Here is a 12,305-nt window from a genome sequence, read left to right as displayed (position 1 = left end):
TCCTCCGAACAGAAAGCCGAGGCTCCTCCTGAGCCATTTCGGCCGCTTGCCTTTCAATTTTGGCAGCGCTGCCAATTTTATTAACGCATTTTGGCAGCGCTGCCAATCCAGAATTTGGCGGCGCTGCCAAAAATCTTGCAATCAGGGGACGGACGTGGAAAATAGATATTGAAAACAGCGGGCTTTCCGCGTTGCTTCGGGTGCGAAGCGCAAACGACCTGCAAGGAAACATGACTTCCAAGCTCCAATCCACGGTCACGCTTGCGGAGGTTGCGGAAGCGGCCGGGGTGGGCGAAAGCACGGTTTCGCGCGTGCTTCGCAATCATGGTTCCTTTTCCAAGAAGACGCATGATCGCGTCATGGCGGCGGTCGAGCGCCTCGGTTACGTGCCGAACCGGATTGCCGGCGCGCTTGCCTCGGCGGGGTCGCGTCTCGTCGCCTTCGTGATCCCCTCCCTGTCCAATATCGTTTTTCCGGATGTGCTACGCGGCGCCGGCGGCGTGCTGGAGGCGAACCAGTATCAATCGGTCTTCGCGGTGACCGATTATGATCCGGGCAGGGAAGAGGCCATGGTTGCCGCCATGCTCGCCTGGCGCCCCTCGGCGGTCATGCTGGCGGGTCTGGAGCACAGTGAGGGAACGGCGAAGATATTGCGCGCCAATGGCTGCCGCGTGGTGGAGCTGCTCGATCTCGACGGCGCGGCGATCGACCTCGCGGTCGGTTTTTCAAACGGTGCGGCCGGGCGCGCGAGCGCCGAGTTCATGCTGCAGCGCGGCTATCGCCGCATCGGTTATGTCGGCCATGATTTCCATCGCGATACGCGTGCAGGCAAACGTTTTCGAGCCTTTTGTACCGTGCTGGAAGCCGCCGGCAGGCCGCTCGCAGGGCATGAAATTCATGCCGGTGCCTCCTCCGTCGAAGCCGGACGGCTGGGATTGGAAAGGCTGCTTGCGCGCCTTCCAGAACTCGACGCCATCTATTTTTCGAACGACGACATGGCCTTGGGCGGCTATTTCCACTGTCTGGCGCGGGGCATTTCCATTCCCTATCAATTGGCCATTTTCGGCTACAACGGCCTGGATATGGCCAAAGTGACGCCGCAGCCGCTATCGACCATTCGTACCCCTCGCGTGGCCGTGGGGCAGGTCGCGGCACAGCTCGTTCTCGACGATGCGCCGTCGCAGACGATCGATCTCGGTTTCGAATTGATTGAAGGCGAGACCGCGTAAGCACAGCCGAGGTTGCGCTGAAGTGTTCGCTGTCTTTGCCCCGTGCGTTTCCTGCAAACTGGCCCGCTCTCATTGCCGTCATCGGGCCGATCAGGCGGTGTTTTTAACTGTCCCCCTATCATAAGGCGTACCTGCAGCCAGGCTGCTCATGCCGTATCAACTGGATGCACCCTGCAAAGGGCGATTCCGGCGCATGCGGATTCCGCGGCATGCCGCTCTTGACAATTTCGTCAATGCGGCGCTGAATATGGAAATCCGGTAAAATGGACACATGTCCGGAATATTGGACATCTTTAATAATCGTTCGATAGGGGAACATCATGACCATCTCGCTCCGCGCCAGCCTGCTATCGCTGGCCACCGCCCTTCTGATTTCCGCAGTGCCTGCCGCCGCGCAGCAGGCGAAAAGCAAGCTCGACGAAGTGCTCGCCCGCGGCCACCTCGTCATGGGCACCGGCAGCACCAATGCGCCGTGGCACTTCAAGAGCGCCGACGACAAGCTTCAGGGATTCGATATCGACATGGGCCACATCGTCGCCAAGGCGCTGTTCGGCGATCCCGACAAGATCGAATTCGTCAACCAGTCCTCGGATGCGCGCATTCCGAACATCACCACCGACAAGGTTGATATCACCTGCCAGTTCATGACGGTCACGGGCGAGCGGGCCCAGCAGATCGCCTTCACCATTCCCTACTATCGCGAAGGCGTCGGGCTGATGCTGAAGGCCGATGGCAAATATGCCGATTATGCCGCTCTGAAGGCCGCCGGTTCGTCCGTCACCGTCTCCGTCCTGCAGAACGTCTATGCCGAGGCGATGGTGCATGCCGCCCTGCCGGAAGCGACGGTCGACCAATATGAATCGGTGGATTTGATCTACCAGGCGCTGGAATCCGGCCGCGCCGACGCGGTCGCGACCGACCAGTCTTCGCTTGCCTGGTACATGACCCAGAACCCCGGCCGCTACAAGGATGCCGGCTACGGCTGGAACCCGCAGACCTATGCCTGCGGCGTCAAGCGCGGCGATCAGGACTGGCTGAACTTCGTCAACACCGCTTTGCATGAGGCCATGACCGGCGTCGAGTTCGACTTCTATGCCGCCTCCTACAAGAAGTGGTTCGGCAAGGATCTGACGCCGCCGCAGATCGGCTTCCCGGTCGAATACAAGTAATCTCGTCGAGGACGGAAGCTCGGCTTCCGTCCTTTCCTCACCCTTGATTGCCGGATTGCACCATGGGTTATACGCTGAATTTTGCCGCCGTCTGGCGCAGTTTCGACCAGCTTCTGGGCGGACTGCTGCTCAGTCTCGGTCTGGCTTTTATTTCCATCCTGATCGGCGCGCTGATCGGCCTGCTGGTTGCCTTCGCCCTCACCGCGAAAAGCGGCTGGGCACGCCGGCCGGCCGGGCTTTACGTGACGATCATTCGCAACCTGCCGATCCTCGTGCTGGTTCTTTTCGCCTATTTCGCGCTGCCGCAGATGGGTTTCCGGATTTCGAAGATCCAAAGCTTCGTGGCGGTGCTGTCGATCTATTCCGGCGCCTATCTGGCCGAGGTGTTTCGCGCCGGGCTGCTGTCCATTCCCAAGGGGTTATCGGAAGCGGGCCTCGCCATCGGCCTGACGCCGATGCAGATCCGTGGCTCGATCGTCGCGCCGCTGATGTTCCGCAACGTGCTGCCCTCGCTGTCCTCGACGGTGATCTCGCTGTTCAAGGACACCTCGCTCGCCGCCGCGATCGCCGTGCCGGAGCTGACCTTCGAGGCGCGCAAGATCAATGTCGAGAGCTTCCGCGTCATCGAGACCTGGCTTGTCACCTCCGGTCTCTATGTCGTCACCTGCGTCGTGCTCGCCGCGCTGTTGCGTTTCGTCGAGCGCCGCCTGGCCATTCCGAGGTGATGTCATGACAGGTTCTACCGCTTTTCTCGATCAGCTCTGGATCGCCCGTCTCGTCATCCTCAAGGGCCTTGGCGTCACGGTCTCGATTTCGCTGCTCGCCATCGTCATCGGCTCGCTGCTCGGCGTCCTCGTCGGACTTTGCCTCGTCTATGGCAATCCGGTGCTGCGCTTTCTTGTGCGCGCCTATACGGATTTTATCCGGGGGACGCCGGTCCTCGTTCTGGTTCTCGCCAGCTATTATGTCCTGTCGACCGTCGGGATCGATCTTGGTCCCTTCCAGGCCGGCATTCTGGCGCTGGCGATCTTCTGCTCCTCGCATGTCGGCGAGATCGTGCGCGGCGGATTGCAGGCGATCCCGAAGGGGCAGACCGAGGCGGCAAAGGCGATCGGGCTCACCTTCCGCCAGACTTTTGCCTATGTGCTCTGGCCGCAGGCGCTGCGTCAGTTCCTGCCCGCCTGGGTGAACACCGCCGCCGAAATGGTCAAGGCATCGACGCTGCTCTCCGTCATCGGCGTCGCCGAGCTGCTGCTGCGGACCCAGGAGATCATTTCGCGCAATTTCATGAGCCTCCAGTTCTATTTCTTCGCGGGGCTTTTGTATTTCGTCATCAATTACGGCATCGAGCGGCTTGGCAAATATGTCGAGCGCAAGACCGCCGTTCCGTCGTGAGGGCTCGATCATCATGAGCAAGATACTTCTCGAAATACAGGGGCTGCGCAAGCAATACGGCCCGGTCGAGGTGCTGAAGGGCGTCGACTGCACCATGCGCGAGGGCGAGGTCATCTCGATCATCGGTTCTTCCGGCTCCGGCAAGACGACGATGCTTCGCTGCATCAACATGCTGGAGGAATTCCAGGGCGGGCGCATCCTGCTCGAGGGCGAAGAGATCGGCTACGAGGAGGCCAACGGCGTCCGCCGCCGCAAGAGCGAGAAGGACATCGCCCGCCAGCGGGCGCTGACCGGCATGGCCTTTCAGCAGTTCAATCTTTTCCCGCACATGACGGCCGCGCGCAATGTCATGCTGGGGCTCGTCAAGGTCAAGAAGATGCATCGCGACGAGGCGCGCGCGGTTGCCGAGAAATGGCTCGACCGCGTGGGGCTCGCATCGCGCGCCGATCACTATCCTGGCCAGCTTTCCGGCGGTCAGCAGCAGCGCGTGGCGATTGCGCGGGCCATTGCCATGACCCCAAGGCTGATGCTGTTCGACGAAGTGACGTCCGCGCTCGATCCGGAACTGGTCGGCGAGGTGCTGCAGGTCATCAAGGGGCTCGCCTCCGACGGCATGAGCATGCTGCTCGTCACCCATGAGATGCGCTTTGCCTATGAGGTCTCCTCGCGGGTCATCTTCATGAACCAGGGGCTCATCGGCGAAGAAGGCGATCCGAAGGAGATGTTCGTCAAGCCGAAGACCGAGCGCCTCGCCGAATTCCTGAAAACATCCAGCTTCAACTGATGACGGGCGGCCTTGCTGCCGCCCGCTGACACGTAAGATCCAGAAGAAAAGAGAGAGGTCACATGACTATCAAGCGTTACGGTGCCGGCGAAACCGGAGCCGGTGGGCAGCCCTTGCCTTTTGCCCGCGCGGTGGAAGCCAACGGCTGGCTGTATGTTTCCGGCCAGGTTGCGATGGAAAAAGGCGAGATCGTTGGTGGCGGCGTCATAGCGGAGACCCGCAAGGCGATCGAAAACCTGATCGCCATCCTGCATGAGGCCGGCTATGGGGTCGAGGATGTGGTTCGCGTCGGCGTCTGGCTGGACGATCCGCGCGACTTCTGGAGCTTCAATGGCGTCTATGCGGAATATTTCGGCAAGGATGCGCCGGCGCGCGCTTGCGTTCAGTCCCGCATGATGGTCGATTGCAAGGTGGAAGTCGATTGCGTGGCCTATCGCGCTGACAGGGGTTGATATATGCGGGCGCGGCCGTCATGGTCGCGCTCTCCCAACAATGGAGCATGTTTGATGGCGGACAGCGTAGACGATATCGTATCGCGGCGGACACGCGGCCTCGATCGTGCTTTTGAAATCCTTGAATTCTTGCGCACGAAGCGTCAACCGATGCGCCCCAACGAGATTGCGGTGGAGATCGGCGCGCCGCGCTCGTCCGTCTATGAGCTCGTCAATCTTCTCCTGCGTCATGGCATGCTCGATTATCAGGGCGGCGACGGCCGGGTTTTTCTTGGTCGCAAGCTCTATTTTCTCGGCACGGCCTATGCCGACCAGTTCGACCTGATGCGCGAATCCGACAATATGCTGACCCGACTTGCCGAGGAGACGCGCGAAACGGCGCAGATGTGCCTGCTGGAAGGCAACAAATATACGGTCGCGATGATGCGCGAGGGTGTGCGCCCCTTCCGCATTTCCTCGAATGTCGGCGAGCTCGTGCCGATCCCATGGACCGCCTCCGGCCGCCTGCTCGTCTCGCACCTGTCCGATGCCGAGCTGATCGACTTCATTCCGGAGGAGGACTTCGTCCTCCCCAGCGGCAAGCAGCTCGACCGGAGCCGTTTCGTCGACGAGGTGCGCCAGGCGGCGATCGATGGCTATTTCACCTTCAACAGCGAGGTGGAAAATTTCACCCATTGCTTCGCCGCGCCGATCAGGCAGGAAGACGGGCGATGCATCGCCACGCTTTGCCTGGTGGCGCCGAAGGAAGACGGATTGAGAAATCGCGAAGCCTATCTCGACAGTCTTCTGGCTGCCGTGGGTGAGATTTCGGAGCGGTTGGGCTACAGTCATGCCGACCGCGCAAACAAGCGGCAAGGCCGATCTTCCTGAGCGCGGCGTTGCCGGCGCGCGTAACATTTCTTTGCAAATCGCCTGCTATCGGCCTTTTTTCGGCAAAGGTGGTGCCGTAATTGTCGGGTCAACTCTCAACCGTGGACCAATGTCGAACGGAGAGAGCGATGAGCATGCAGCATGCCAAATTGCCGGGTGCCGCAAGTGAGCTGGCCCGAAAGATCAGTGTCGGGCTTTTCGTCTGCGGCGTCACGGTGGCCGGACTGTATGCGGTTGCCCGCACCGACTCGGAACGTCCGCTGATGTCGTCGATCGATGCTGTCGGGGGCGGGGCGATCAAGATTGCCAATGCCCGGAACAATGCCAGCGATCTTCAGGCGGCGATCGATGCAAGCCCGTATGTGCTGCCGACGCCGGCCGCCCGGCCGGCTTCCCCGAACAGGTCCGCGTCAACCCAAACCGCGACCGGGGCAAAGAAGGTCGTGGCGCATGCCAAGGTAACGGTCGTCAAGACGGCCGAAGCTTCCGACGTCACGCGGTTCGACCGTTGCATGCCGCAATGCGACACGCGCGATCCGATGATCGTGGGCCAGGCGGAGCCGGCTCCGCCGCCGGTGGATCTGCAGGTGGCGGCGCGTTATGAGCCCGAACCCGTGGACGATCATCCGCCGGTGGGTGGCGTGCGCTATATCCTGAACAGAGCCGTGGAAGCGCCGGCCTATGTCGTCCGCAAGGGGCGTGCCGCGATCGACGATGTCAGGCAATTGAGCTGGTAGGCAACCTCCTCGACAATAGAACCGGTCAGCGCTGTTTCGGCCGTGCGATGTCATTGACGCCGTCGAGATCCGGCGCCTGGCCGTAGCTCATATTCTTCATCTGCTGCAGGACGCGCGCCATCTCCTCGTCTGACAGCACCGGCGGCTCGCCGAGCGTCAGGGCCTGCACATAGAGGCGTGAAATGGTCTCGACCTCGATGGCGAGCGCCAGCGCCGAGGGGAGCGTCTTGCCCAGAGAGATCTGGCCATGCTGCCCGAGCAGGCAGGCAAGGCGGCCCTGAAGCGCTTCCAGCGCATTGTCGGAGAGCGCCTGCGTGCCGAATGTCGCATATTTCGCGCAGCGGATCGTCGTGCCGCCCGCCACGCCCGTCATGTAGTGGAAGCTCGGGATCGTCTTGTGATGGCAGGCAAGCGTGGTCGCATAGACGGAATGGCAATGCAGTACGACATTGATATCGTCGCGCGCGGCCAGGATATCGCGATGGAAGCGCCATTCCGACGAGGGGCGGCGGCGACCTTCATAGGTGCCGTCAAAGTTCATCTGCACGAGGTCGTCCGGCGTCATCTCGTCATAGGGCAGGGAGGTCGGGGTGACGAGAAAGCCATGGGGATTGCGGATCGAGACATTTCCGGCCGTTCCCTGGTTGATGCCGCTGGCATTCATCTTGCGGCAGATTTCAACCATGGCCTCCCGTTGGCGGCGATCGTCATAGTCAGTCATCTTTGTTCTCCAGATAGGGCCGCGTGCAGCCACTGCGCGCGGTAGTCGTCAAGGTCGGGGTGAGAAAAGGGCATCGCCGGCCTCAGGGCCAAGGGCGCTGGCGCCTGCCGCGTCTCGTGCGACGCCAGCAGGGCGGCGCCTGTCGCGGTTCCATACTGGTCGGCGTTGACGAGGACATGGCGGTCCCGATTGAGCGCGGCGACGAGGGCGCCATAAAGCGGATCGCGGACGAAGGAGCCGTCGAGGACGACCGTCGGCGTGCGGACGAGCTGAAGGCATTTGTCCGTCAAAAGCGCCGCATAGAGCAGGGCGAGCGAGTGGCGCATGTCCGAGCGCTCGGCGAGCGGGCCTTGCAGCCGTCCCTTGCGCGACGTTCCCGGAAACAGGCCGTCGTCGCTGCCGAAGGAAGGGAGCGCCATGCTGCGCGTCTCGATCAGCCGTGCGAGGCTTTCCTCGGTCGTCGGGCGGTCGTCCTCGCCCGCCACCATCGCGAATTCGCGGCCGCCCATGGTCAGCATGCCGGGAAGCGGTCTTGCCTTAACATCGGCATTGCAGCAGAGACCGGCCCGTTCGACATCGAAATCAGGGCCGGAACGGTCGCTGATCGCCACGATCCATGTTCCGGTCGAAACGATCGTGACGTCGCGCAGGCCGGCGGCTTGATACTGGTAGAAATTGGCGGAGGAGTCATGGATGCCGCAAAGGACTGCGGTCGCGGGCGCGAGGCCAGTCCGTTCCGCAATCTCCGGCTTGATGGTGCCAAGCTTCGCCCAGGCAGGGCGCAGCGGCGGCAGGAGCCGCTCCCAGTTCATTGTCCTGATGAGTGCCGCGGGCCGGGATTCAGCTGCGCACCAGAGATGCGATTGCGCGGCAAGGCTCGTCACTTCGGAGGCTGCAACACCCGACAGGCGCCAGGCCCAATATTGCGGAATGGCGAGAAAATGCCGCGCCTTTGCAAAGACATCCGGCCAGCCACGCTCCAGCCAGAGCATCTGCCGTGCCAGATGGGCGGCGCCGAGCATGAGGGCGCTGCCGCGCTCGCGAAACGATCCCATGATGTCGCGATATGCCCTGTCGATTTCCGGGGGGATCGGTTGCTCGTAGTCGATCATCGGCATGGCTGGCCCTTGCTCGCCGACCAGCACGCCGCCGGAACCGTGCGCCGTGCAGACGATGGCGGCGATTTCGTGCCGGCTTGCCAGCGCGGCGAGCCCGGCCAGCAACCAATTCTCCACGGCGGCAAGATCGTGATGACGGTAGGGCGGTCCGTCCAGAACGGGATTGGGGGTCGACAAGGTCTCGATCAGCCCGCCGGCTTCATCGGTGACCGAGAGCTTGATGTTCGTCTTGCCGGTGTCGAAGACGGCGATGGTTCTCATGGGAGGTTCCCATGGCCGTTGCATGGGCCTGGCTGAACCATCATCGCTTCTCCCCCGACCGGCGTTGCCCGAAAAGGAAGGTGAGGTAGGGATAGGCGGTCTGCGCCGCCATGACGAAAATCAGGATGAGGCCCCAGATGGCTGTCGTCAGATAGGGGCTGATGCCGAGCTGGTTGAAGCCGGAGGAGATGATCTGCAGGATGGCGAGCGCGATCATCAGCCCGGAAACCTTGCCGAAGCCGCCGAAAGGATCGACGCCGCCGAGGACGGCTGCGAGGATCGTCACGAGCAGGTAGGATTGCGAATAGTCGGCGCTCGCCGAGTTGAAGACGGCAAGCGTCACGGCGGCGGCCACGAAGCAGAGGACGCTCGACAGTGTGTAGACCCCGACCAGGACGCGGCGCGTATCGATCGCCGAGAAACGGGTCGCTTCCATGTTGGAACCGATCATGGCGCAACTGATGCCGAACGGCGTCTTGCGCAGAATGATGCCGACGACGACGGCCACGACGACCAGCAGGAGGAATGTCACGGGTATGCCGGCGATGGCCGAATTGCCGACGACGGAATAGGATTGCGGGAAGCCGGACAGGGCCTCGCCGCGCGTCATGTAGATGCTGATCCCGTCGATCAGCGATTTGGTGCCGAGCGTGACGAGAATAGGATGCACGCCGGTATAGGCGACGATCGCGCCGGTTATGATGCCGATGACGAGGGCCAGAAGCAGGCCGGCGAGCAGCGCCAGGAGGATGACGCCGAAGACTTCCGTCGAGGACGAGTCTGCCGTCGTCATGCTGCGCATGATCCAGGCCATCAGCAGCGCGCATTGATTGGTGGTCGCGATGATCGCCAGATTGAGGCCGCCGGTGATGAGCGGCACGACCATGGCAAGAGAAAGGAGCCCGAGAATCGGCAATTGCACGGCAAAGGAATTCAACGTGCCCCAGCTGGCGAAGCCAGGGATCGTCAGCGAGAAGGCGGCCACCAGCAGGATGAGCAGCCCGAACAGCCCCGGCTTGGCATCGCGCATCCGCGCGACAAGGCCGGCGAGGCCGTCATTCGGAGAATGGGTGGAATCAACCATGGGCCACGTCTCCTATCGGATTGAGCCGGCGGCGCTTGCGCGCGCTGATGACGGTGATCGAGGTGGAGATCAGGATCGTCAGGCCGATGACGATCTGGAAGAAATAGGAGGACACGCCGAGAAGGTTGAGGCCGTTTTGCAGGATGGCGAGGAGTACGATGCCGAGTAGCACGCCGGGCACTGTGCCGATGCCGCCGGTCAGGCTCGCGCCGCCGAGCACGGCGGCCGACAGCACGGAAAGCTCGGTATTGTACATAGCGTTGGGCACGCTTTCGCCGACGCGATGCGCCTGCAGCAGCCCGCCGACCGCGGCCATGAAACCGAGGAAGCCATAGGCGATGAATTGCAATTTGGCGATATTGACGCCGATGCGCCGCGCCGCCTCCGGATTTCCGCCCATGGTGTAGAGCTGCCGCCCGGTCTTCGTCCGGGTCATGAACAGCCAGGTGAGCAGCGTCGCCGCCAGCATCACCACGATCGGCAGGGTGATGCGTGTCAGGTCGCCGTTGGGCGCCTCGTGTTCCCAGAACACGATGCGGTCTGTCCACCATTCCGGCAGGGTGTAGATGGATTTCCCTTGCGAGAAATACATGAGCAGCGAGAAGGAGACGCTCATCATGGCGATGGTGGCGATGATCGAGGTGATGCGGATGAAGTGGATCAGCAGCGCGTTGATGCAGCCGAGCAGGATGCCGACCGATAGGCCGAGGCCGATGCAGACGAAGGGCGGCAGGCCCGACTGCGTTGCCAGAAGGGCGGTGACATATTGGGCGACCGATGCGGTTGCGGCGAAGGAAATGTCGATGCCGCCGGAGACCAGCACGACGAAAAGCCCCATCGCCATGATCGACTGGACGCTGTAGGTTTCCAGGAGATCGACGATATTGGCGAGCGTCAGGAAACCCGGCGCCGTCGCGCCGAGCGCGATGATGGCGACGACGATCACCATGGCGAGCCAGGTTTCCGGGCGGCGCTGAAGCTTTCTGATGTCAGGCATAGATTCGCTCCTCGAACGCATGTTCGCTGATCTGGCCGGGCACAATCTCGTCGACGATGCGGCCGGCGCGCATGTGCAGCACGCGGTCGCAGGTCGCGTAGGCTTCGGCGACCTCGTCGGAAATGATCAGGATGCCGACGCCCTCGCGGGCGAGATCGGCGACGACCTTGTAGATGCCCTGCTTGTTCTTGATGTCGACACCGACCGTGGGGCTGTCGAGGATGAGGATCTTGGGTTTCGCCGCCAGCCATTTCGCCAGCACCACGCGCTGCTGGTTGCCGCCCGACAGCGTGCCGACCGGACGATCCAGCCCCGGTATCTTGATGGCGAGCCGGCTCACCCAATCGGCGGCGAATGCCTGTCGACGGCCGTCCGAAATCAGACCGAACCGGCCACGCAGGCTTTTGAGAACCGCCAATATGAGGTTGTCGCCGATCGATTGCCGCAGGATGACGCCGAGGCTCAGGCGGTCTTCGGAGACATAGGCGATGCCGGCGCGCACGGCGTCGCGATTGGAGCGCAGCGACAGCGCTCGGCCGTCGAGCGTGATCGCACCGCTGTCGGGGCGCGTCATGCCGAAAAGGCTGAGCGCAAGTTCGGTTCGTCCCGCGCCGAGCAGGCCGGTGATGCCGACCACTTCGCCGCGCCGGATCGTGAAGCTGATATCCTTGTATTCGCCGCGCCGGCTGAGCGCGGAGATTTCCAAGAGCGGCTTTTCCCCCGACATGTCGCGGGCGACGATGGACTGGAAGATGTCGATGCCGGTCATCAGATGCGCGATGCGGCGCTGGTCGACTTCCGAGGCGGGGTAGGTTCCCACCTTGCGCCCGTCGCGCATGACGGTGACGCGTTCGGCGATCTCGACGATTTCATCCAGCCGATGCGAGACGAAGACCACGGCGATGCCGTCGGCCTTCAGCCGGGTGACGATGGCGAGCAGCCGCTTGACCTCGCTGCGCGTCAGCGATGCCGTCGGCTCGTCCATGAAGATCAGCCGAGCCTGCGCCGCCAGCCCACGGCAGATCGCGACGATCTGCCGTTCGGCGACCGAGAGATCGGCAACCGTGGCATCCGGGTCGAGATGGAAATCCAACCGTTTCAGTGCGGCAAGCGCGAGCTTTCGCATGTGGCCATAGGAAACCGGCTTGAGGCCGCCTTGCAGATGGCTTTCGACGGCGATGTTCTCGGCGACGCTGAGATTGGGAAACAGCGACAGATCCTGAAAGATGACCTGAATGCCGAGTGCCCGCGCCGAAGCCGGGCTGAGCGGCAGTGCCGGCTTTCCGGCGATCTCGATGTCGCCGGATGTCGGCGGATGCACACCCGCCACCGTCTTGATCAGCGTGGACTTGCCGCAGCCGTTTTCTCCCACCAGGCAGTGGATCTCGCCTGCCCGGACCTCCCAGTCGATATCGTCGAGCGCCAGCACGCCGCCGAAGCGCTTGCTGACCTTGCTGAGACGCAAAAAGGAATCCTGTTCACTCATCG

The 12,305-nt window shown here is 62.5% G+C and carries 13 protein-coding genes; 8 read left to right on the top strand and 5 right to left on the bottom strand.

The annotated features are described in order from the left end of the window. Nucleotides 1–230: 230 nt before the first annotated feature. The 8 genes from FHX11_RS13370 to FHX11_RS13335 all read left to right on the top strand — a co-directional run bounded on the left by FHX11_RS13370 (nucleotide 231) and on the right by FHX11_RS13335 (nucleotide 6,636). Nucleotides 231–1,229, top strand: coding sequence for a LacI family DNA-binding transcriptional regulator (locus tag FHX11_RS13370; protein WP_184358110.1), 999 nt, complete (start codon nucleotides 231–233; stop codon nucleotides 1,227–1,229). 320 nt (nucleotides 1,230–1,549) lie between these two features. Beyond that, nucleotides 1,550–2,398, top strand: a complete 849-nt coding sequence (locus FHX11_RS13365; protein WP_184358109.1) for a transporter substrate-binding domain-containing protein — start codon at nucleotides 1,550–1,552, stop codon at nucleotides 2,396–2,398. Nucleotides 2,399–2,460: 62 nt separating this feature from the next. Beyond that, the gene (locus FHX11_RS13360; RefSeq protein ID WP_184358108.1) at nucleotides 2,461–3,123 is read left to right on the top strand and encodes an amino acid ABC transporter permease; all 663 of its coding nucleotides are present in this window, start codon (nucleotides 2,461–2,463) and stop codon (nucleotides 3,121–3,123) included. A 4-nt stretch (nucleotides 3,124–3,127) separates the two neighbouring features. After that, nucleotides 3,128–3,793 carry an amino acid ABC transporter permease gene (locus FHX11_RS13355; protein WP_184358107.1) on the top strand — a complete coding sequence of 222 codons (666 nt, stop codon included), beginning with the start codon at nucleotides 3,128–3,130 and terminating at the stop codon, nucleotides 3,791–3,793. 13 nt (nucleotides 3,794–3,806) lie between these two features. Continuing rightward, nucleotides 3,807–4,577 carry an amino acid ABC transporter ATP-binding protein gene (locus FHX11_RS13350; protein ID WP_184358106.1) on the top strand — a complete coding sequence of 257 codons (771 nt, stop codon included), beginning with the start codon at nucleotides 3,807–3,809 and terminating at the stop codon, nucleotides 4,575–4,577. A 62-nt stretch (nucleotides 4,578–4,639) separates the two neighbouring features. Then, nucleotides 4,640–5,029 (top strand): RidA family protein, encoded by a 390-nt coding sequence (locus FHX11_RS13345; protein ID WP_184358105.1) that lies wholly within the window; start codon nucleotides 4,640–4,642, stop codon nucleotides 5,027–5,029. Nucleotides 5,030–5,083: 54 nt separating this feature from the next. Beyond that, nucleotides 5,084–5,899: an IclR family transcriptional regulator gene (locus tag FHX11_RS13340; protein ID WP_184358104.1), complete on the top strand. Its 816-nt coding sequence runs from the start codon at nucleotides 5,084–5,086 to the stop codon at nucleotides 5,897–5,899. Nucleotides 5,900–6,027: 128 nt separating this feature from the next. Further along, on the top strand, nucleotides 6,028–6,636 hold the full coding sequence (locus FHX11_RS13335; protein WP_184358103.1) for a hypothetical protein: 609 nt from the start codon (nucleotides 6,028–6,030) through the stop codon (nucleotides 6,634–6,636). A 25-nt stretch (nucleotides 6,637–6,661) separates the two neighbouring features. Here FHX11_RS13335 and FHX11_RS13330 read toward each other — a convergent pair whose 3' ends face one another. The 5 genes from FHX11_RS13330 to FHX11_RS13310 are packed head-to-tail and all read right to left on the bottom strand — an operon-like array spanning nucleotide 6,662 to nucleotide 12,303. Beyond that, nucleotides 6,662–7,357 (bottom strand): class II aldolase/adducin family protein, encoded by a 696-nt coding sequence (locus tag FHX11_RS13330; protein WP_246780976.1) that lies wholly within the window; start codon nucleotides 7,355–7,357, stop codon nucleotides 6,662–6,664. Continuing rightward, nucleotides 7,354–8,736 (bottom strand): FGGY-family carbohydrate kinase, encoded by a 1,383-nt coding sequence (locus FHX11_RS13325; protein ID WP_184358102.1) that lies wholly within the window; start codon nucleotides 8,734–8,736, stop codon nucleotides 7,354–7,356. The genes FHX11_RS13330 and FHX11_RS13325 overlap by 4 nt, the downstream gene beginning before the upstream one ends. A gap of 40 nt (nucleotides 8,737–8,776) precedes the next feature. Further along, the gene (locus FHX11_RS13320; RefSeq protein WP_184358101.1) at nucleotides 8,777–9,820 is read right to left on the bottom strand and encodes an ABC transporter permease; all 1,044 of its coding nucleotides are present in this window, start codon (nucleotides 9,818–9,820) and stop codon (nucleotides 8,777–8,779) included. Next, the gene (locus FHX11_RS13315) at nucleotides 9,813–10,817 is read right to left on the bottom strand and encodes an ABC transporter permease (RefSeq protein WP_184358100.1); all 1,005 of its coding nucleotides are present in this window, start codon (nucleotides 10,815–10,817) and stop codon (nucleotides 9,813–9,815) included. Before FHX11_RS13315 ends, FHX11_RS13320 begins: the two co-directional genes overlap by 8 nt. Continuing rightward, the gene (locus FHX11_RS13310; protein WP_184358099.1) at nucleotides 10,810–12,303 is read right to left on the bottom strand and encodes a sugar ABC transporter ATP-binding protein; all 1,494 of its coding nucleotides are present in this window, start codon (nucleotides 12,301–12,303) and stop codon (nucleotides 10,810–10,812) included. The genes FHX11_RS13315 and FHX11_RS13310 overlap by 8 nt, the downstream gene beginning before the upstream one ends. Nucleotides 12,304–12,305: the final 2 nt, after the last annotated feature.

The organism is Rhizobium sp. BK602 (assembly GCF_014195095.1).
GTDB lineage: Bacteria > Pseudomonadota > Alphaproteobacteria > Rhizobiales > Rhizobiaceae > Rhizobium.
The sequence above is the reverse complement of the archived record's forward strand: the minus strand, read 5'-3'. Positions and strand labels throughout refer to the sequence as shown.

Excerpts from the sequence above, each read along its gene's own strand:
- FHX11_RS13355 (WP_184358107.1), top strand. The coding sequence starts at position 3,128 with ATGACAGGTTCTACCGCTTTTCTCGATCAGCTCTGGATCGCCCGTCTC.
- FHX11_RS13335 (WP_184358103.1), top strand. The coding sequence starts at position 6,028 with ATGAGCATGCAGCATGCCAAATTGCCGGGTGCCGCAAGTGAGCTGGCC.
- FHX11_RS13365 (WP_184358109.1), top strand. The coding sequence starts at position 1,550 with ATGACCATCTCGCTCCGCGCCAGCCTGCTATCGCTGGCCACCGCCCTT.
- FHX11_RS13345 (WP_184358105.1), top strand. The coding sequence starts at position 4,640 with ATGACTATCAAGCGTTACGGTGCCGGCGAAACCGGAGCCGGTGGGCAG.
- FHX11_RS13360 (WP_184358108.1), top strand. The coding sequence starts at position 2,461 with ATGGGTTATACGCTGAATTTTGCCGCCGTCTGGCGCAGTTTCGACCAG.
- FHX11_RS13310 (WP_184358099.1), bottom strand. The coding sequence starts at position 12,303 with ATGAGTGAACAGGATTCCTTTTTGCGTCTCAGCAAGGTCAGCAAGCGC.
- FHX11_RS13340 (WP_184358104.1), top strand. The coding sequence starts at position 5,084 with ATGGCGGACAGCGTAGACGATATCGTATCGCGGCGGACACGCGGCCTC.
- FHX11_RS13315 (WP_184358100.1), bottom strand. The coding sequence starts at position 10,817 with ATGCCTGACATCAGAAAGCTTCAGCGCCGCCCGGAAACCTGGCTCGCC.
- FHX11_RS13350 (WP_184358106.1), top strand. The coding sequence starts at position 3,807 with ATGAGCAAGATACTTCTCGAAATACAGGGGCTGCGCAAGCAATACGGC.
- FHX11_RS13370 (WP_184358110.1), top strand. The coding sequence starts at position 231 with ATGACTTCCAAGCTCCAATCCACGGTCACGCTTGCGGAGGTTGCGGAA.
- FHX11_RS13325 (WP_184358102.1), bottom strand. The coding sequence starts at position 8,736 with ATGAGAACCATCGCCGTCTTCGACACCGGCAAGACGAACATCAAGCTC.
- FHX11_RS13330 (WP_246780976.1), bottom strand. The coding sequence starts at position 7,357 with ATGACTGACTATGACGATCGCCGCCAACGGGAGGCCATGGTTGAAATC.
- FHX11_RS13320 (WP_184358101.1), bottom strand. The coding sequence starts at position 9,820 with ATGGTTGATTCCACCCATTCTCCGAATGACGGCCTCGCCGGCCTTGTC.